This is a genomic window from Rhodopseudomonas sp. P2A-2r (genome assembly GCF_026015985.1).
Classification (GTDB): domain Bacteria; phylum Pseudomonadota; class Alphaproteobacteria; order Rhizobiales; family Xanthobacteraceae; genus Tardiphaga.
The window spans coordinates 2,073,890-2,093,495 of the sequence record NZ_CP110389.1 but is presented as its reverse complement, the minus strand read 5'-3'; the positions used below and the strand labels follow the sequence as shown (position 1 = coordinate 2,093,495).

Annotated in this window: 16 protein-coding genes and 2 pseudogenes; 9 read left to right on the top strand and 9 right to left on the bottom strand. The window is 64.7% G+C overall.

The genetic code is table 11. The features are described 5' to 3' along the window. Window positions 1-3: 3 nt before the first annotated feature. The 3 genes and pseudogenes from ONR75_RS09835 to ONR75_RS09825 form a co-directional block, all read right to left on the bottom strand. Window positions 4-764, bottom strand: a pseudogene (locus ONR75_RS09835) (SDR family NAD(P)-dependent oxidoreductase). 89 nt (window positions 765-853) lie between these two features. Beyond that, entirely contained in the window at window positions 854-1,171 is a 318-nt protein-coding gene (locus ONR75_RS09830; protein WP_265083609.1) for a helix-turn-helix transcriptional regulator, read from the bottom strand. Between the two features lie 129 nt (window positions 1,172-1,300). Next, window positions 1,301-1,881: pseudogene (locus tag ONR75_RS09825) on the bottom strand (cupin domain-containing protein); the annotation flags it as partial. A 257-nt stretch (window positions 1,882-2,138) separates the two neighbouring features. Here ONR75_RS09825 and ONR75_RS09820 point away from each other — a divergent pair. Continuing rightward, window positions 2,139-2,588: a cupin domain-containing protein gene (locus ONR75_RS09820; RefSeq protein ID WP_265082415.1), complete on the top strand. Its 450-nt coding sequence runs from the start codon at window positions 2,139-2,141 to the stop codon at window positions 2,586-2,588. Window positions 2,589-2,700: 112 nt separating this feature from the next. Continuing rightward, window positions 2,701-4,203, top strand: a complete 1,503-nt coding sequence (locus ONR75_RS09815; RefSeq protein WP_265082414.1) for a flavin-containing monooxygenase — start codon at window positions 2,701-2,703, stop codon at window positions 4,201-4,203. A gap of 25 nt (window positions 4,204-4,228) precedes the next feature. On the opposite strand, the gene ONR75_RS09810 is transcribed toward ONR75_RS09815, so the two are convergent. Further along, window positions 4,229-5,374, bottom strand: coding sequence for an acyl-CoA dehydrogenase family protein (locus ONR75_RS09810; protein ID WP_320109720.1), 1,146 nt, complete (start codon window positions 5,372-5,374; stop codon window positions 4,229-4,231). 239 nt (window positions 5,375-5,613) lie between these two features. Between ONR75_RS09810 and ONR75_RS09805 the strand changes: the two genes are divergently transcribed. From ONR75_RS09805 to ONR75_RS09785, 5 genes are all read left to right on the top strand, one after another. Beyond that, on the top strand, window positions 5,614-6,444 hold the full coding sequence (locus ONR75_RS09805) for an alpha/beta fold hydrolase (protein ID WP_265082413.1): 831 nt from the start codon (window positions 5,614-5,616) through the stop codon (window positions 6,442-6,444). Continuing rightward, window positions 6,441-7,724, top strand: coding sequence for an acyl-CoA dehydrogenase family protein (locus ONR75_RS09800; protein ID WP_265082412.1), 1,284 nt, complete (start codon window positions 6,441-6,443; stop codon window positions 7,722-7,724). Before ONR75_RS09805 ends, ONR75_RS09800 begins: the two co-directional genes overlap by 4 nt. 179 nt (window positions 7,725-7,903) lie before the next feature. Next, a complete protein-coding gene (locus tag ONR75_RS09795; RefSeq protein WP_265082411.1) occupies window positions 7,904-9,424 on the top strand; it encodes a class I adenylate-forming enzyme family protein in 1,521 nt (506 codons plus the stop codon). Between the two features lie 192 nt (window positions 9,425-9,616). Beyond that, complete coding sequence (locus ONR75_RS09790; RefSeq protein WP_265082410.1) at window positions 9,617-10,711, top strand: NAD/NADP-dependent octopine/nopaline dehydrogenase family protein; 1,095 nt, start codon at window positions 9,617-9,619, stop codon at window positions 10,709-10,711. Next, window positions 10,708-11,691 (top strand): 3-hydroxybutyryl-CoA dehydrogenase, encoded by a 984-nt coding sequence (locus tag ONR75_RS09785; RefSeq protein ID WP_265082409.1) that lies wholly within the window; start codon window positions 10,708-10,710, stop codon window positions 11,689-11,691. The genes ONR75_RS09790 and ONR75_RS09785 overlap by 4 nt, the downstream gene beginning before the upstream one ends. Before the next feature lie 189 nt (window positions 11,692-11,880). Here ONR75_RS09785 and ONR75_RS09780 read toward each other — a convergent pair whose 3' ends face one another. Further along, on the bottom strand, window positions 11,881-12,927 hold the full coding sequence (locus tag ONR75_RS09780; protein WP_265082408.1) for a peptidase M29: 1,047 nt from the start codon (window positions 12,925-12,927) through the stop codon (window positions 11,881-11,883). 141 nt (window positions 12,928-13,068) lie between these two features. Here ONR75_RS09780 and ONR75_RS09775 point away from each other — a divergent pair, with 141 nt between their 5' ends. Beyond that, window positions 13,069-14,052, top strand: a complete 984-nt coding sequence (locus tag ONR75_RS09775) for a flavin reductase (RefSeq protein ID WP_265082407.1) — start codon at window positions 13,069-13,071, stop codon at window positions 14,050-14,052. A gap of 168 nt (window positions 14,053-14,220) precedes the next feature. On the opposite strand, the gene ONR75_RS09770 is transcribed toward ONR75_RS09775, so the two are convergent. After that, window positions 14,221-15,516, bottom strand: coding sequence for a YHYH protein (locus tag ONR75_RS09770; protein WP_265082406.1), 1,296 nt, complete (start codon window positions 15,514-15,516; stop codon window positions 14,221-14,223). 284 nt (window positions 15,517-15,800) lie between these two features. Between ONR75_RS09770 and ONR75_RS09765 the strand changes: the two genes are divergently transcribed. Next, on the top strand, window positions 15,801-17,156 hold the full coding sequence (locus ONR75_RS09765; RefSeq protein ID WP_265082405.1) for a malonyl-CoA decarboxylase: 1,356 nt from the start codon (window positions 15,801-15,803) through the stop codon (window positions 17,154-17,156). Between the two features lie 54 nt (window positions 17,157-17,210). Here ONR75_RS09765 and ONR75_RS09760 read toward each other — a convergent pair whose 3' ends face one another. Genes ONR75_RS09760 through ONR75_RS09750 form a run of 3 tightly spaced genes read right to left on the bottom strand, consistent with a single transcriptional unit; the run spans window position 17,211 to window position 19,602 of the window. Next, a complete protein-coding gene (locus ONR75_RS09760; RefSeq protein WP_265082404.1) occupies window positions 17,211-17,972 on the bottom strand; it encodes an ABC transporter permease in 762 nt (253 codons plus the stop codon). Continuing rightward, window positions 17,969-18,754 carry an ABC transporter permease gene (locus ONR75_RS09755; RefSeq protein ID WP_265082403.1) on the bottom strand — a complete coding sequence of 262 codons (786 nt, stop codon included), beginning with the start codon at window positions 18,752-18,754 and terminating at the stop codon, window positions 17,969-17,971. The genes ONR75_RS09760 and ONR75_RS09755 overlap by 4 nt, the downstream gene beginning before the upstream one ends. Further along, window positions 18,751-19,602 carry an ABC transporter ATP-binding protein gene (locus ONR75_RS09750; RefSeq protein ID WP_413776501.1) on the bottom strand — a complete coding sequence of 284 codons (852 nt, stop codon included), beginning with the start codon at window positions 19,600-19,602 and terminating at the stop codon, window positions 18,751-18,753. Before ONR75_RS09750 ends, ONR75_RS09755 begins: the two co-directional genes overlap by 4 nt. Window positions 19,603-19,606: the final 4 nt, after the last annotated feature.

Genomic DNA, 19,606 nt, shown 5'->3' with positions numbered 1-19,606 from the left:
GGATCAGATTTCGCCGCCGGCCACCGCGATGGCCTGCCCGGTGATCGAACCGGCGCCGGGGCCGCACAACCACAGCACCGCGTCGGCAACTTCCTGCGGGGTGACGAGGCGGCCCTGCGGGTTGTGTTTTGCAAGTTCCGCCACTGCCTGCTCGCGGGTGCGGCCGGTCTTGCTCATGATGTTGTCGATGCTGCCGGCGAGCAGATCGGTCTCGGTGAAGCCCGGGCAAACCGCGTTCACGGTGACGCCGTTCTTCGCCACTTCCAGCGCCAGTGAGCGCACCAGGCCGACGACGGCGTGCTTGGCGGCGCTGTAGGCGCTGACATAGGCGTAGCCCTTGAGGCCGGCGGTCGAGGCCACCGCGACGATGCGGCCATGCCCGCGCTCGCGCATGCCCGGCAGGACGGCATGGGCGGCATGGACCACCCCATGAAGTTGACGTCCATCATGCGCTGGAACAGCGCGGCATCGGATTTCAGAAAGGGCGCGGACTCGGCCGCACCGGCATTGGCCACCAGGATGTCGATGGGCTGACGCGCCGCCACCAATGCCAGCGCCGCACTGATCGCCGCCTGGTCCGACACGTCGGCAACCGCGGCGAAATGTGCATCGCCGGCGGCGACGACCTCGTCGAGCACGGCGCGGTTGCGGCCCATGACCGTCACCGTGGCACCCGCATTCACCAGCGACGCTGCGATAGCGCGACCGATGCCGCGACCGCCGCCGGTGACCAGCGCGTGGGAGGAGCGAGACAATCCAGACATGCGAGACCTTCCGCAGGCCCGCCATGAGCCTGTCCGGATATTATTTTAAACTTCAAGCTTTTGCAAGAAAGCGCCGGATCGGCCTGATGCTAGCGGCTGCGGCGCAGCGTCTCCGACGGGCTCTCGCCGTAACGGGAACGGTAGACCTCGGCCATCCGGCTTGGATGGGTGAAGCCGAGTTCAAAGGCCATGTCGATCACGCGCTCGCCCGGCGCGGCGCGCAATAAGCGGGCGTTTAACAGGCTCAGCCGGATATCGCGCAGCGCATCCGAAATCGACACGCCGAAGTGCTTTTGAAAACCGATCTGCAGCGACCGTATGCCGATGCCTGCGGCACGCGCCAGCCGGTCAAGGTCGAGCGGCTCGGTCGCATGGGCCTCGAGATAGTCCCGGGCCTTTCTCAGCACCGACGGCAGCGGGCCGACGCGCACCGGGATGCGGTCGATATGATCGGTGAGTGTATTTCGCTGGCCGGTGAGCAGCAATCCAATGAGGGAGTCGCGCAGTGTCGCCGTGATCGTCGGCGGGAGCTGACGCCCCGGCCCGCAGTGCTCGGCGAGATCGACGAGATATTCGATCTGGGAGCAGAGCGCGGCGCCGAACGGCGTATTCAGATCGACCTGGGGATCGAATTCGATGGCGATCCCTGGCTTTTCCGCCAGCGCTGCCGCGCGCTCCTCGACCAGCCGTCGCTCGACCAGCAGGATCAGCTTGGCGCAATCGTCGTGCCAGACCATCTGTGTCGGCATGGTCGGCGACAGCAACGACCCGGATTGCCCTGCCGACACCTCGATCGTCCGTCCGCCCGTATCGATCCGCGCGGCACCCTGCAGCGGGATCTGCAACAAAAGAAGCGATCGAGGCAGCCCGGATCGATCGCAACGGAACCGCCGTAGGACACGTAGTTCACCGAGAAGCCATTGAACGCCGCGCAATTGTGCTGCGCGTGAAAATCCGGCCATGAGCGCTGCAACGGGTCCAGCGCATGGGGACAGAAGATGCGTCCAATGGACTCCGCGGCCTCATCGACGTCCGAGGTAAAAACGCGGGAGAAGGCCGCAAGCCTCGCGGCGCGGGTCGGTCGGGTAGTGCTCGATATGGCTGCGTCCAACACCATTATCCGATCCCGTGTACTTGGCGACCAGCCTAGCCATGTCGTGTCACGCCGCATAGCCGGCGCGCCGCCGAAAAAATTGCCGTGCCGCACAACGAATGCGCAGTCTCTGCCTGCAAATCGGGTGTGCAGCGCAGCACGCCTGCCCCCTCGCCTATGCCTGTAATTATTTCGTCGTGCGGATCGCGGATTCGTTCAGTGGCTTGAAACCGGTGCCCAAGTTACGCAGCATCGCGGCAGGCATCAAAAGGGAGCAGATCATGGCGGCACTCGAAAAAGGCATCACCCTGAACGGCACAGGATATGGCGGCACCACGTGGAATATTCTCGGGCAGGTCTATTTCCCGAAGGCCGTGACCGACTCCACCTTTGCCTTCGAGACCAACAGCGATCCCGGCCAGTTCGTGCCGGTGCATATCCATCCCACCCAGGAAGAATTCATCCTGGTGCAGGAAGGCGTGCTCGACCTCAAGCTCGACGGCGAGTGGGTCCGCGCCTCCGCGGGCGATCTGGTGCGGCTGCCGCGCGGCATTCCGCACGGTTACTTCAACAAGTCGGACAAGCCCGCCCGCGCCTTGTTCTGGGTCTCGCCGACACAGAAGCTCGAAGCGCTGTTCAAGCAGCTGCACAACATGAGCGACATCGAAGCCATCGTGCGCGTCTCGGCCGAGCATGAAGTGAACTTCCTGCCACCCGAAGCCAACGACTAGGGCTCAGCAGCCCGCACCTCGCTTTCACATGATGCGGACGGCGCGCAGCTTGCGGCTGCGTGCGTGAGACCGCACGCCTTCGATCAGCCGCCGCATCAACAGGAGACGAGCCATGGTCAGACAGAAGAACGTTTGCGTCATCGGCGCCGGGATCGCCGGCCTCGCCGCCGCCAAATCCTTCGGAGCAAGCGGACACAAGGTGACCGTGCTGGAACGGAGCGGCGACCTCGGCGGCGTCTGGGAGCCGGCCCGCTCATATCCCGGCGTGCAGACGCAGAGCCCCAAGGAGCTCTATCGCTTCACCGACAAGCCGATGCCGGCGAGCTATCCGGAATGGCCCAAGGGGCCGCAGGTCCACGCCTATCTGACCGACTACGCACGCGACTACAATCTGATCCCGCTGATGCGTTTCAGGACAACCGTCGTCAGCATGAACCGCCGCGACGATGGCCAGCCCGGCTGGAGGCTGGAGATCCGCGATGCAGCCTGCAACGCCACGCACGAAACCTTCGATTTTGTGGCGGTCTGCACTGGACAGTTCAACGAGCGCAAGGAACTGCACCATCCCGGCGAAGACGCATTCAAGGCCGGTGGCGGCGTCATCCTGCATTCGGCGGAACATACCGATCCGTCGATCGTCAAAGGCAGGAAGATCGTCGTGCTCGGCGGCTCGAAATCGGCCACCGATATCGCCGTACAGTCGGTCCATGCCGGCGCCAGCGCCGTCACCTTCGTCTATCGCGAGCCGGTCTGGCGCATTCCTTATTTCATCGGCGGCCTGATCAACTTCAAGCGCATCCTCTATATCCGCGCGCAGGAGGAGATGTTCCGCGGCTGGGGATTGAGCGCGCTGTCGCGGATCAACCATGCCATCGCCAAGCCGTTCATCTGGGCTAATTGGCGCGGGCTGGAAGCGCTGCTGAAGGCGCAGCTGAAACTCAAGAAATGCGACATGGTGCCGGAGGGGCGGATCGAGGACGGCGTCAACTGCTCGGTCCCGATTGCCACGCCGGGCTTTTTCCCGATGGTCGCCGACGGACGCATCAAGGCGATCCGCGGCACCTTCGATCACTACGACGGCAAGACCATCGTGATGTCGGGTGGCCAACGCGTCGACGCCGATGTCGCGGTGCTGGCCATCGGCTTCAAGCTCGGCGTGCCCTTCTTGCCGCAGGAATATCGCGACAGGCTGATCCAGCCCGACGGCCAGTACCGGCTGTACCGCGTGATAGCCAATCCGGATCTGCCCGACATGGGATTTGTCGGTTTCAACTCCAGCTTCTGTTCGGTGCTGACGGCAGAGATCGCCGCAAACTGGCTGGTGCGTTACGCGGACGGGCAGCTCGCCCGGCAGCCGACGAAGGCCGAGATGTACGAGAACATGGACATGATGCTTCAGTTCAAGCGCGTCGAACGCCCCGCCGCAGGCATCTATGGCGGCCTTTGCGTCGCCCCCTATCACTTCAAGCACCTCGACGAACTGCTCGCCGACATGGGCGCCACGCGCAACCGGCGCGGCGCCCTGGCGGAAAAGTTCTCACCGCCCGACGCCGACGCCTTTGCGCGCTATCTGGCCTCGGCGCCCGGCTACACCGCGGAGGCCGCGGGCGCCTGATCGCCGCGCAGGCTTACTGCGCTGCCTATGCCTGCGCGGACTTGATCAGGTCGCGGCCGATGATGACTTTCTGCACTTCCGTCGCGCCCTCATAGATCCGCAGCGCGCGGATCTCGCGGTACAGCTCCTCGACCTTGACGCCCGACTGCACGCCCATGCCGCCGAACACCTGCACGGCGCGGTCGATCACGCGCTGCGCCGCTTCGGTGGCATACATCTTGGCCATGGCGGCTTCGCGGGTGATGCGCGGCGCGCCCTGGTCCTTGGTCCAGGCGGAGCGATAGATCAGCAATGCGGAGGCGTCGATATCGGTCGCCATATCGGCAAGACCAGCCTGCGTGAGTTGCAGGTCGCCGAGCGTGTGACCGAACATTTTTCGCGTCGCCGAGCGATGGATCGCTTCGTCGAGTGCGCGACGGCCCAGTCCCAGCGCCGCCGCGCCAACGGTGGAGCGAAACACATCGAGCGTCGCCATCGCGACCTTGAAGCCTTCGCCATCTTTACCGATGCGGTTGGCCAGCGGCACCCGGCAATCCTCGAACTTCAGGGTCGCCAGCGGATGCGGCGCGATCACGTCGATGCGCTCGGCAATGGTCAGGCCGGGCGTATCCGCGTCGACGACAAAGGCCGAGATGCCGCGGCTGCCGGCCTCGCCGGTGCGCACGAACACCACATAATGGTCGGCGATGCCGCCGTTGGAAATCCAGGTCTTGGCGCCGTTGATGCGGACGTGGTCGTTACCGTCGGGCACCGCCGAGGTCGTCATCGCCGCCACGTCGGAGCCGGCATCGGTTTCCGAGAGCGCGAAGGCGGCAATCGACTCGCCCCTGGCGACGCGCGGCAGATAGCGCGCCTTCGTCTCGTCCGAACCGAACAGGCTGATCGGCCCGGTGCCGAGCCCCTGCATCGCAAAGGAGAAGTCGGCGAGCCCGCTGACATAGGCCAGGGTCTCGCGCACCAGGCACAGCGCGCGCACGTCGAAGCTCGGATAGAGCCCGCCATGGCTGGCCGGTACGGCGACGCGCAGCCAGCCGGCGTCGCCCATGGCGCGCACCAGCCGCCTGCACGAGCTATCGACGTCGTGGTGATCGACGAGGGCCGGCACATTGGCGACAGCCCATTGCGACAACTCCGCAGACAGCTTGCGGTGATGATCGTCAAAAAAGGCCACGACAAAAACGATTGATCGGACATGGTTGGATTTCCCGCGTTCATTGTCCAATTGTTTTAAACCTAAAATGATTTTCGACAAGGGCATCGCGCATTTTCCAACGACGAAGGCTCGCGTTCGTGCGCCGCAGCATGCCTAGGCGCTAGGCAACGACTAGCCTTTTAAGTCTAAAACTATCGCTTTTCATGTAAATTCATCCTGCTAGGATCGATGCGTTGCCACAGCTCTGGGAGACCGCCGTGCCTGACTCTGCAGCGATGACGACGAAGGACGGCCGCTTCGGCTATCAGGCGGCCGGCGATGCATCATTGCCGCCCCTGGTTTTCCTGCACGGCATCGGCGGCGCGGGGCGCGGCTGGTGCAGCCAGATCGAGGCCTTCGGCGACCGCTATCACGCCATCGGCTGGGACATGCCCGGCTATGGCGGCTCCGCACCGTTGCCCACCGCCGCCAACATGCCGACGCTCGCCGACGCCCTGCGCGATTTCCTGCAGCAGGTCGGCGCCGTCAAACCGGTGCTGGTCGGGCATTCGATCGGCGGCATGATCGTCCAGCAGTTCCTGGTGACATATCCCGACCTCGCCGGCGCCGTCGTGCTGGCGCAGACCACGTCGGCCTTCGGCAGCTCCGACGGCGAATGGCAGAAGAATTTCCTCGACGCCCGGCTCGGTCCGCTCGACCGCGGCGAGACCATGGTGTCGATGGCCCCGACGCTGGTGCAGGGCCTGATCGGCGACGACGCCGATCCTGCGGGCATTGCGCTGGCCCGCGACTGCATGGCCTCGGTCAAGCCCGAAACCTATCGCTCCTCGATGAAGGCGATGATCGGCTTCGACCTGCGCAAGAACCTCGCCGACATCGAGGTGCCGACGCTGCTGCTGGCGGGCTCGAAGGACAACAACGCACCGGCCAAGACGATGGCGAAGATGGCCGGTGTCGTGAAAGGTTCGACCTATGTCGAGCTCGAAGGCGTCGGCCATCTCGCCAGTTTCGAGCGGCCCCATGAATTCAACGAAGTGCTCGCCGATTTCCTGTCCACCAGCCACAACCTTTCGGGGTCATCCTCATGAACATGCCTGCTGCAAAACTCGACCTCGACGGCATCGTGCTCGACCGACCGATGTTCGATCCCAAGGCCTACCGGCTCGATGACGAGCAGGCCGGATTGATTGCCAGGGCACGCGAACTGGCGCAATCGCGCTTTGCGGGCCGCGCCGACAAGTGGGATCGCGAAGCCACGTTCCCGATGGAGAACTACAAGGACCTGCACAAGGCCGGACTGCTCGGCATCTCGATTCCGAAGGCCAATGGCGGTTCGGGCGCCGGCTACCAGACCTATTCGCTGGCCGCGGCCGAAATCGGCCGCTATTGCGGCGCCACCGCGCTGACCTGGAACATGCACGTCTGCTCGACCCTGTGGTCCGGACCGCTGGCCGACGATCTCGACATGGATGCCGAGACGCGCGCCGCGCATGAGGCGCGCCGCGCCATCCACTACAAACGCATCGTCGATGACGGCGCGATCTATTCGCAGCCGTTCTCGGAGGGCGGCGCAGCGGCCGCGGGCGGCGTCGCCTTCGGCACCGAAGCGAGGCCCGTCGAAGGCGGCTGGATCGTCAACGGCAAGAAGATCTTTGCGTCGCTGGCCGGCTTTGCCGATTACTACGGCGTGCTGTGCACCGAGACCGTCGAGGGCGAAAAGGCCTCGCGCCGCAACACCCTCTATCTCGCGCTGCCGGCGACGTCCACCGGCATCACCGTCGTCGGCGACTGGGATCCGCTGGGTATGCGCGGCACCGTGTCGCGTACGCTGATCTTCAAGGACGTTTTCGTGCCGCACGATGCGGCGCTGATGCCACGCGGCGTCTACTTCCAGGCCGCGATGCGCTGGCCGCACATGTTCCTGACGCTGTCGCCGACCTATGTCGGCCTCGCCCAGGCCGCCTATGACTTCACCATCCGATATCTGCGCGGTGAGGTGCCGGGCATGCCGCCGGTGAAGCGCCGGATGTATCCGACCAAGCAGATCGCGGTGGCGCAGATGCAGATCAAGCTGGAGCAGATCAAGTCGATCTGGTTCCAGGCGGTCACCGAGGCCTGCGCCAATCCGACCAAGGAGCAGGTACTGCGCGCCTACGCCGCGCAGTATTCGGTGATGGAAGGCGCCAACGAGCTCGCGGCATTGGCGATCCGCACCTGCGGCGGCCAGTCGATGCTGAAGACGCTGCCGCTGGAGCGCATCTATCGCGACAGCCGCTGCGGCGCGCTGATGCTGCCCTGGACCGCCGAACTCTGCCTCGACCGTATCGGCCGCGAGGCATTGTATGAGCAGGGCGAAAAGGACGAGTAAGCTCAGTCATCGTCATCCTGAGGCGCTCGCCGACTTCGGCGAGCCGCGAAGGAGGCGGCGGCAGGCGACGGCGCTTGCAGCGCATCCTTCGAGGCCGTCGCAAGAGCGACGGCACCTCAGGATGACGGCGGAGGTTGCTGCGGCGTAATCGAGATCAACTCCAACCCGGATACACCACCTTGGATCTCTCGCATCTCATCGCCCGCAACGCGGCGTTTTCGCCGGACAAGCCCGCGATTCATTTCGAGGGTGCCACGCTCAGCTATGCCGCCTTCAACACGCGGATCGAGGCGACCGCGAAAGCCCTGAAGTCCGAATGCGGCGTCGGCCGCGGCGACCGCGTCGCTATCCTCAGCCTCAACCGGCCGGACTATCTGGTGCTGCTCTATGCCTGCGCCCGGCTCGGCGCGCTGCTGGTGCCGCTGAACTGGCGGCTGGCAGTGGCTGAGCAATTGTTCATTATCTCCGATGCCTCGGTGAAGGTGCTGGTGCTCGAACAGGCCTTTGCGGCCGTGCTGCCCCCGCTCGCGGCGGAGCTGCCCGACACCCGCGTGGTCGCACTCGACTTCGCCCCGCCGGCGCCCGGCCAGAGCCTTGACGCGCTGCTGGCGTGCGGCTCCGGCGACGGCCGCAACCCGCACACCGACCTCACCTGCCCGCTGCTGATCGTCTATACTTCCGGCACCACCGGCCGCCCCAAGGGCGCCGTGCTGCGCCAGGAGGCGCTGCTGTGGAATGGCGTCATGAGCCAGCACATGCATGGCCTGACCTCCGACGATCACGTGCTGACGGTGCTGCCGTTCTTCCATGTCGGCGGGCTCAACATCCAGACCACGCCGGCGCTGCATCATGGCGGCACCGTCACCATCCATGCGCGCTTCACGCCGGACGCGACGCTGGCAGCGATCGCCGAGGCCCGGCCGACGCTGACCGTGTGGGTGCCGGCGATCATCCAGGCGATGACCGACCATCCGGCGTGGGCCGCAGCCGACGTCACCTGCCTCAAGGCCGTCTCGACCGGCTCGCAGATCGTGCCGCCGCACCTGATCGCCCGCCTGACCGCGCGCGGCATTCCGGTGCTGCAGGTCTATGGCTCCACCGAGACCTGCCCGATCTCCATCTACACGAGGCTTGGTGGCGATTTGACGCGAACCGGCTCCACCGGACTGCCAGGCCTGTGCTGCGAAGCCGCCATCGTCGACGACGCCGGCACCGAACTGCCGCCGGGCAGTGCCGGCGAGATCGCCATCCGCGGCCCCAACGTGTTCTTCGAATACTGGGGCAACGAGGCGGCAACGTCGGAAGCGCTGCATGACGGCTGGTACCGCACCGGCGACATCGGCACGCGCGATGCCGACGGCTATTTCTGGGTCCATGACCGCAAGAAGAACATGATCATCTCCGGCGGCGAGAACATCTATCCCGCCGAGATCGAGCGGGTGCTGCTGGAGCATCCCGATGTCATGGAGGTCGGCGTGGTCGGTCATCCCGATCCGAAATGGCAGGAGGTGCCGGTGGCCTATGTGCTGCTGCGCCCCGGTTGCGGCATCACCGCCGAGCTGCTCAAGGCCCATGTGCTGGGCCAGCTCGCCCGCTTCAAGGTGCCGCGCGACATCGTCTTCGTCACCGACCTGCCGCGCACCGCGCTCGGCAAGGTGCAGCATTTCAAGTTGAAGCAAGCCACGGACGCTTCGAAGTGATGCCGCCCATTCATCCCCTCATGGCGAGGAGGCGCCTCTCGGCGCCGTCTCGAACCATGGGCCGCAACCGACGTAGTCACCCCACGCATCCTTCGAGACGCGCGCAAGTGCGCTCCTCCAGCCGAAACGCAATTGCGTTCCGGCGGGGATGAGGACGGGGTGTGAGATGATGACAACAAAGAAGGTCAGCGAATGAAAATAGCAGTTCTGGGCGGCGGCAACGGCTCGTTCGCTGCCGCCGGCGATTTCGCCCTTGAGGGCCACGAGGTCCGGCTGTGGCGTCGTGACGCCGCGGCCGTGGCAGCGCATCGGGATGCCGGTTCGCGCATCACCGTCAGGAACGCCAACGGCACCCACGACGTGCCGCTGGCGCTGGTGACATCAGACATCGCCGACGCGATCCGCGGCGTCGAGCTGATCCTCTGCCCGGCGCCGGCCTTCGCCCAGCACGACATCGCACGCCTGCTGGCGCCGCATCTCGCCGACGGCCAGGTGGTGTTCCTGCCGCCGGCGACCTTCGGCTCGATGATCTTTGCGCAGGCCGCCCACGAGGCCGGCAACCGCGCCGACGTCTCATTCGCGGAAACCGGCACGCTGCCGTGGCTGGCGCGCAAGCACGGCCCGTTCGAGGTCGCCATCACCATCCGTGCCAAGCGGCTGCCCACCGGCGTCTTCCCGCTGAGGAATGCCGCCCACGCCATCGCGGTGATCGACAAGGCATTCCCGGGCGTGGTCGAACCGTGCGGCGACGCGCTGTCCGGCGCGCTGATGAATGCCGGGCCGATCATCCATCCGCCGCTGATCGTGATGAACGCCGGCGCGCTGGAGCATTTCGAACGCTGGGACATCCACAAGGAAGGCACCCAGCCGGCGATCCGCCGCGTCACCGATGCGCTCGACGCCGAGCGCATCGCAGTGCGCGAAGCCTTCGGCTATGGCGGCGCGCATTTTCCGCTGGCGCATCACTACGCCAGCGAGGGCGAGGAATGGATGTACGGCCGCGGCTCCCATGACCGGCTCACCGATAGCGGCGACTGGCGCGAACACATCGTGCTGACCGAGCACCGCTACATGCGCGAGGATCTGCGCCTCGGCCTGTCCTTCATCGTCTCCTGCGGCCGACTGGTCGGCGCCGATACGCCGCTGGCGGAAGCCTTCCTGGCCATCGGCGGCGCCATCTGCGGTCAGAACTTCCTGACCGACGGCCGGACCCTGAAGAGCCTCGGCCTCGGCAACCTCGATCGCGAGGCATTGCTCGCCCTGCTGCGCGACGGATTCGCCGCATGACCGCATTTTCCGAAATCGCCTGCCTCGGCGCCGGACGCATGGGCCGCGGCATTGCCGTCGCCTTCGCCTATGCCGGACACTGCGTCGCCATCGTCGACTTCAAGGCGCGCGCCGCTGACAAGTTCGCGGCGCTGGAAGCCGAAGCGCTGGGTGAGATCAAGAAGACCTTCGCGTCGATGGCGCTGTTCGGCCTGCTCAAGCCTGATGACATCGATACGCTGATGACCCGCGTTCGCATCGTGCCGGAAGCCGAAGCAGGCGCCGCGCTGTCCGCTGCCGCCATCATCTTCGAAGGCGTCCCCGAGGTGCTCGACCTCAAGCGCGAGGCGCTGGCGCGCTGCTCCCAACTCGCCGGCCCCACGCCGATCATCGCCTCGACCACCTCGACCATCCTGGTCGACGATATCTCCGGTGCGGTCGAACATCCGGAGCGCTTCCTCAACGCGCACTGGCTCAACCCCGCCTATCTGGTGCCTCTGGTCGAACTGTCGCCGGGCGTCGCCACCGACCCCGCCGTCACCGCCCGCGTGAAAGCCCTGCTCGAAGGCATCGGCAAGGTGCCTGTGGTCTGCGCCGCCACGCCCGGCTATATCGTGCCGCGCATCCAGGTGCTGGCCATGAACGAGGCCGCGCGCATGGTCGAGGAAGGCGTCGCCTCTGCCGAAGACATCGACAAGGCCATCAAATACGGCTTCGGCTTTCGCTTTGCCGTGCTCGGTCTCCTGGAGTTCATCGACTGGGGCGGCGGCGATATTCTGCACTACGCCAGCAAGTATCTGACCGGCGCGCTCGGACATGACCGCTATGCCGCGCCGGAGATCATCGGCCGCAACATGGCCGAAGGAAAAGTCGGCCTGCGTACCGGCCAGGGCTTCCTCGACTACACCGGCATGGACGTCGACGCCTACCGCGAACAACGGCTGGCCGCGTTCGTGGACCTGCTGAAGCATTTTGGATTATCGAAGCCGCCGGTGCTTTGATCTTCACCTCTCCCCGCTTGCGGGGAGAGGTCGGAGCCTGGCGTCAGCGAGGCTCCCGGTGAGGGAGTTAGTAGTTGAAACTCCGGAGCCCCTCACCCGACTCGAACGCGCTTCGCGCCTTCGAGCCACCCTCTCCCCGCCTAGCGAAGCTTCGCTTCGCCGGGCGGGGCGAGGAAGAAGCGACAGAGCTTACCCGAACACATCCTGCAGCACGCCGGCCTTGATCACCGCAACGCCGTCGAGTTCGATGGTGGTGCCGAACATCGGCAGGTCGAAATGCCCGGCGGTGTAGCGGCCGGCGAATTCGTTGGCGCCGGTGGAGAACAGGAAATTGCCGGCCACCGCGCGCAGTTCGGTACCATTGGTATCGCGCTGGTCGTACATGGTCAGCGCCTCGTAGCGCGCGCCGGGATTCATGCCCCAGCCCACATGCGACACCGCATAGGCTTCCTTGTCGCCCCACGCGGCCAGATAGCGCCGCATCATCTCGGCATCGGCGCCCTCGCCTTTGAGGTCGGTGACGTAGTCATCCTTCAGGGTGAGGCGGATCGGCGAGGTCAGATAGCGCTTGAAGGTCAGGTTGATATCCCCGGGCGCCATCACCAGCGTGCCGTTGATGGTGCCGCTCTTCGGGAAGCTCACCACGATGCCGCCCGGCCAGTGCGCCAGCGTGCCGGGCTTGTCGGTCCAGCCCCATACGCCGACCGTGGCCGCGCCCTCCATGTTGACGTCGAGATCGCTGCCCGCCGCCGAGGTCACTTTCATGTGCTTCGTGCCGCGCAGCATCTTCGCTGCCGCCCGCACGCGCTTCTCCAGCGCCGAGTCCGGCACCATGCGCTCCAGCGCTTCCGGATGTTCGTTGGAAATCACCAGGATGCGCGCTCCGGACTTCAGGATTTCCGGTGTTTCCTTGGCGTGCATCAGGCCTTCGATGGTGCAGTCCACCACGAAGCCGGCTTGCCGCAACGCCGACACCACCGGGCCGAGTTGCCCGATCGCCTCGGATGCGCCGGTGGAACGGATCGGCACCACCTGCGTATTGCGCGGCGTCGGCACGATGACATGGAACGGTTTTGCACCCATGCGCAGCAGGGCCAGCTCCGCCAAGTGGACATTCAGTGCGCGCGATTGCGTCTCGGAAAGGATGGCCGCGGTGTCGCCCGGCTTGACCGCGCAACGCGCAAAAATCTCGCAGAACGCGTCGATCCATTTTGCCTCGATGCGATCCGCCAGCATGCCGTTTCTCCGTATTTTAAAGCGATTATCGTTGGATGATAGGCGCGGCCATGTTACATGAAAAGGAATATTTTTAGCATTAAAGGAGCGTCCGGCGCGGCTTGCAAAAGCTCCCGGCCTCCCCTGTAGCGGGCGAATTCCATGACGGACGACAGGGTGGTCGCGGATGCTGCGCAAGGCGCGCTCAGCCCGGTATCGTTTCGCCAAGCGCTCGGCCAGTTTCCCACCGGCGTCACCGTCGTCACCGCAAGCCATGGCGGTCACCCGGTCGGCATGACGGCCAATTCGTTCTCCTCGGTGTCGCTCGATCCGCCGCTGGTGCTGTGGAGCGTGGCGAAATCGTCGCCGAGTCACGATCCGTTCGTGCAGGCCGATGCCTTTGCGGTGCATTTCCTCGGCGCCGATCACGGCGAGCTGGCATTGCGGTTCGGCAAGCGCGGCTCGGACAAGTTCGCCGGCGTCAAACATGAGCCCGGCATCACAGGCGCGCCGCTGATCGATGGCCTCGCGCCGATCTTCGAATGCAAGACCTGGGCACGCTATCCCGGCGGCGACCACACCATCCTGGTCGGCGAGGTCGTGCGCTTCGTCGAGCGCCAGCACGATCCGCTGGTGTTTCATTCCGGCGAGCTGCGTCGCATCGACAACACGCTCCGTCGGCCGCCGTCGCTGCCCAGCAACAGCTTTGCGCGCAACTACCTCGCTTATCTGTTGGCGCGGGCGAGCTTCATCGTCTCCAGCGAATTCCACGCCGAGTTGAAGAACTGGGACCTCACCGTCCCCGAGTGGCGCGTGCTGGCCTGCCTGATCGATGTCGAAGGCCTGTCGGTGGGCGAACTGGCGACGATGGCGCTGATGAAGCAGCCGGGCCTCACGAAAGTGCTCGACCGCATGGAGGCCGACGACCTCGTCCAGCGCAAGGGCACCGCCGACGACCGCCGGCGCGTCACCCTGCACCTCACCGCCAAAGGCCGCGCCCGCATCAAGCCCGCGCTCGCCGCGGCCGTGAAACACGAGACCGAACTGCTCAGCCAATTCACCGACGAGCAGCGCGCGACCATCAAATATGCGCTGGATCTGTTGATCGACACCGGCGTGTCAGGCCGGCACAAGCAGCATCCGTAGCGCCGTTTCACCTACGGTCACGAACGCCTGTCGATCGCATCGGCCCCGGTTCGCCCAAAAGCGAGCCGAGGCGACCTAACCTAATCCTCGCTCAATTTCTTTTGCCAGGCCTCAGGCACCGCGCCGCGCACCGGCTTCCCCTGATCGTCCTTTCCCGTCACGCCAACGTCAAAAATCGTCGTTGATGCGTTCGCACCATTCAAAAAGTAGGCGGTGCGCGCGCTGTTGTCGATCCTGGCATTGAACGGGTCCGGCACGCCCTTGTACTGGAAGGGAGACGGGGCTTTCCCAATAGACATACCCTTGCGGGTCGCGCTTGAGACCGACCGAACCGGCCAGCAGCTTGATCTCGCCGGAGAGCCGCTCGTCCTTGCCCTCATACACGACAGGCCCGTCCGTCTTGCCATCGGCATACAACAGGTCCGACTTCGGCTTCTTGAACAGATTCAGCAGGGTCGTGCCGGTCGCATTGCTGTTGTCCCAGCCCACCACGGCCCACGCCGGAACCGAACTGCGATGATTGCTTCCCCGCATCGACGTCGTCGTCCAGGTCCGCTTGAGGTAGCTACTTTTCAGCGTCTTCAGCCCCGACGAGACGTCCTTCGAGGAATAGCCGAGCGGTCCGTAGATCGGATAGCTGTCGATCACAAACCCAACCAGCTTCGAATGCGCCAGGCGACCAGAAAAATACGGGTCCTTCAGCTCGTTCAACAGCCGGATTGACATCTGGTGGTTGTGGAAGATGCCACGGCTCTTCGGAAACTGCGGAAGATTGCTCGGTGTCGCATGCGAAATATCGGAATTGACGATCAGGGCTTCGGCGACATTGGCATCGTATGACCAGACACCCTTGTTGGCATAGGCGAAGGTGTCCGTATAATTGAACATGCTCACGCCATTGACGAAAATCCCGATCGCCCCCTTGTCGGCGAAGTCGTGCGTGGGCCGGGTATCGACGGTGGGCGCGGTCGCGACCCGGAAGATGCCGTAGGTATCGCCGGGCTTGAAGCTGGCGAACACCTTGGGCGTCTCGATGAGATACCCCGGCAGACCGCTGACATAGATGAGTGCAGCCGTCCGATCGGTATTGGTCTGCACGGCGAGCACGTTGGTCGGGATTCTCGACACGACCTTGGTCCATTCGGGCGTGTCGCTGAATCCGTAGCATGGCTTCTGCTTGTCGCGGTTGACCAGGAGCTGCGACGCGACGGTCTTCCAGACGGTCGTGCCCTGCAACACACGGAAACTTTCAATCTCGTTGAACGGTGCCGTCAAAGCTGCCCGCGACTTCGAAGACAGCGGGCCGGCGGTCGGACACGTGCGGTAGGAGCCGATCGAAGTGGACACCTGCTCGTGCGCAAGTGCCCCAACGGACCCGGCCAGACTGGCGGAGCCGAGCGCGAGCGCACAGACGGCTGCGAGGCATCTTACGCGGCTTGCCCGTCGACGCGCTTCAAATGGCATGTTCAACCTTCAAAATGAAAAAACAATCGTACTTCTATGGAACCGGAACGGTTGCGGAATCGTAAAAGACCGACCGTGGATCGTGTGCCCGCTATCAAGGCGATCGCCCGACCGTGCTCCAAGCGGTCGCGTCATTTGGGCTCCCATCACCTCTTGCCAAGAGGGCGCCCGACAGACACGATTATGTGCAGCCGTTCACGTTTCAAATCACCGCGCATTACGCGCGACAACCTGTTATATTCCACGCAACTGGCCGTGGGCTGCCAGCCGGGAATTGATCTGCCATGCCGAACGACTTCTTCTCCGACCTTCTCGCTTCGATCTCGGAACGCGGCCGCACCCTGCTGCGGCTCGGCCCTGCCTCGATCGATCCGCAGAATGCCTCCGACCTGATCGAGCTGTGCGGCGAATTATTGTCAGGGCGCGGCGAAGCGTCAGGCACGGTGATCGCACGCGGCGTGCTCGATCGCTATCACAGCCTCGATGCCGCCGGCCGGCTCGGATTCTTCGAAGCCCTCGCCCATCATTACGGCCCCGACCGCGACAAGCTCGATAGAGCCATCGCGGCGTGGCAAGCAACGCCCGACGATATGGACCCGGGCGATCTGCATTTCGCCTCCGAGCCGCAGCGGCAGGAGCTGTTTCGCCGGCTGAACCGTGCGCCCGGCGCCACCAGCGAATTGGTGGCGATGCGCGCCGATCTGCTCGACCTCAAAGACAGCCAGAAGGATCTCGGCGCCGTCGACCGCGATCTCGTCCATCTCCTGGCATCCTGGTTCAACAGGGGGTTTCTCGTGCTGCGCAGGATCGATTGGTCGACGCCGGCCATTATTCTCGAAAAGGTGATCAAGTACGAGGCAGTGCACGAAATCCACGACTGGGACGACCTTCGCCGCCGCATCGATCCCGCCGACCGCCGCTGCTACGCATTCTTCCATCCCGCCCTGGTCGACGAGCCGCTGATCTTCGTCGAGGTCGCGCTGACCGAGACCATTCCCGGCGCCATCGCGCCGCTTTTGGCCGAGGACCGCGAGCCGGTCGCCGTCGCGCGCGCGCGAACGGCGGTGTTCTATTCGATCTCCAACTGCCAGCGTGGCCTCGCCGGCATTTCCTTCGGCAACTTTCTGATCAAGCAGGTGGTCGAGGAACTGCGTCGCGAACTGCCGAAGCTGGAAAACTTCGTTACCCTGTCGCCGGTGCCCGGCTTCATGAAATGGCTGAAGCGTGCGCCCGACCTGCCGGTCACCGAGGAAGAGCGCGCATTGCTGGTCCACCTCGATACGCGGGAGTGGATCGAGGACGCGCCGCTCGCCGCGCAACTGCGCACAGTGATCGAGCCGCTGGCCGCGCACTACTTCCTGAAGGCCAAGATGCCGCGCGGCGCGCCGGTGGATTCCGTGGCCCGCTTCCATCTCGGCAACGGCGCGCGGCTGGAGCGCGTCGACTGGCTCGGCGACGTCTCCGACAAGGGCCTGCGCGAATCCGCCGGGCTGATGGTCAACTATCTCTATCGCCTCGACGATATCGAGAAGAACCACGAGGCCTATGCCGACCATTACGAGATCGCTGCGTCCAGCGCGGTGAAGAAGATGCTGAAGACCGAAGGCGGCCGACGGCTGCTTGATATGCGGCTGGGATAGTAGTGTTCTCATCCTTCGAGACGCATCGCTACGCGATGCTCCTCAGGATGAGGGTCACACCTCCGAAAATCCCCTGAGCAGATACGTCCGCAGGCCGTGAAGCAGGCCGTTCAGGATCAGCCCGAGCATCGAGATGGTGATCAGCGGCACGAACATGTCGACGGTCTGGAAGGTGCGCGCCGCCTGCACCAGCATATGGCCGAGGCCATCCGTCGAGGTGATCATCTCGGCCAGAAATACCACGATGCAGGAGATGACGAGGCCGATGCGGCAGCCGGTGAGGATCGAGGGCATCGCCGCCGGCAGCACGACCTTGAACAGGATCTGCCAACGCGGCGTGCCCGCGGCCATCGCCGACCAGATCAGCTTCTGCTCGACCATCGAGGCGCCGTAATAGGTCGACAGCAGGATCGGGAACAGCGCATCGGCCGTCACCAGCGTGATCTTGGACGCATGGCCGAAACCGAGGATCAGCAGCAGCGCCGGATACAGCGCGACCTTCGGGATCGGCGCCAGCACGCGCACCAGCGGCTTGACCACTGCATTAATTGCCGGGCTGACCGCGGCGGCAAGGCCGATGGAGACGCCGAGCACCACGGCGATGCCGAAGCCGGCGAACAGCCGGAACAAGGTGGCGGCGATCTCGTGCAAGAAATCGCTGGTCAGCAACTGCTGGCCGAGCCGCAGGAACACCGAGCCCGGCGCCGGCAGCAAGGTCACCGGCGCATAGCCGAACGACACCAGCGACTGCCACAGCGCAAGGAACAGCACGATCGGCGTGACGCCCAGCAGCGCCTTGTTGATGCCCGCGCTCATGTGAAGCTCAACGGCATGTCGTGGCGCGGCTGCGACCATTTCACCAACGCAAAGCGCAGCTTCTCGAAGGCGGCATCGAGAATGATGCCCATGGCGCCAATCACGATGATCATCGCGAATACGGTGTCGTACTGCGCCATGTCGAGGGCGTTGAACAGGATGTTGCCGGCACCGGACTGCCGCGCGATCATCTCGGAGGTCACCATGGTGATCAGCGCCAGCACCAGCCCGGTGCGGCAGCCGGTGAGGATTTCCGGCAGCGCCGCCGGCAGCACGATGCGGAACATGCGCTGCGCCGCGGACAGGCCCATGGCCGCGCCGGACCACAGCATTTTCTCTTCGACGGCTTTGCCGCCCTGGAAGGAGTGATAGATGATCGGCAGGCTGACGCCGAGAAAGATCACCAAGATCTTGGAGAATTCGCCGACGCCCATCCACAGCATAATGATCGGCATCAGCGCGGCTTTCGGCACCGGATAGACGATCATCAGCAGCGGATTGAAGAACGACGCCACGCTCTTCAGGCGACCCATCAGGAGCCCCAGCGGAATCGAGAACAGCACCGCGAGACTGAAGCCGATGGCCATGCGGCGCAATGAGGCGCCGATGTTCACCAGCGATTCCTTGTCGCCGAGAATCGACGGCACCGCGCGCAGGGATTCCCAGGCTGTCGGGAAGCTCTCGGTCTCAAGCCTCATCGAGGCCACCTGCCAGAGGCACAGCAGGCCGATGCAGGCCAGCAGCGGCGCGGACTTCGCGAGCAGCGCGCGCGGCGTGATCATGCGTGCAACCCGTCGTCGCCGGTGTCGTCGATCATCTTCTCGATGTCGACGACGTATTTCTGATAGCGCGGGTCGAGCAGCAGTTCGGCGCGCTTGCGAGGACGCGGCAGGTCGATGTCGACGACCACCTTGATGCGGCCTGGCGAGCGCGTCATCACCACCACCTTGTCGGACAGGAAGACGGCTTCCTCGACCGAGTGGGTGACGAACAGCACGGTCTTGCGGTCGCGCTCCCAGATGTTGAGCAGGTCGTTCTGCAAGCGCGTGCGGGTATGCGCATCGAGCGCACCGAACGGCTCGTCCATCAGCAGCACTTCGGGATGATAGGCCAGCGTGCGCGCGATGGCCACGCGCTGCTTCATGCCGCCGGAAAGTTCTTTCGGATAAAAGTTCTCGTAGCCCTTGAGGCCGACCATTTCGAGCAGGCGGCGGCTCTGCGTCTCGGCTTCGGCGCGCTTCACGCCCTGCTGGCGCAGCCCGTACATCACATTGCCGAGCACGTTCTTCCAGGGAAACAGCGCGAATTCCTGAAACACCGGACCGCGATCGGGACCAGGTCCGGTGATCGCCTTGCCCTTGACGCGGGCGACGCCTTCGGAGGGCTGCACGAAGCCGCCGACGATGTAGAGCAAGGTCGACTTGCCGCAGCCCGATGGCCCGAGGATGGAAACGAAGGCGCCGTCCTCGATGCTGAGGTTGATGTCCGACAGCGCCAGATGGCTTTGCCGGCCGGAGGTCTGGAAGGTCTGCGAGACGTGATCGATGTCGATCATCGCCGGCGCCGCGGCGCGACCGACCAACGGATCCGACCCGGCCTGAACATCCGAACGCAGCGTCACCACCTTCATTCCC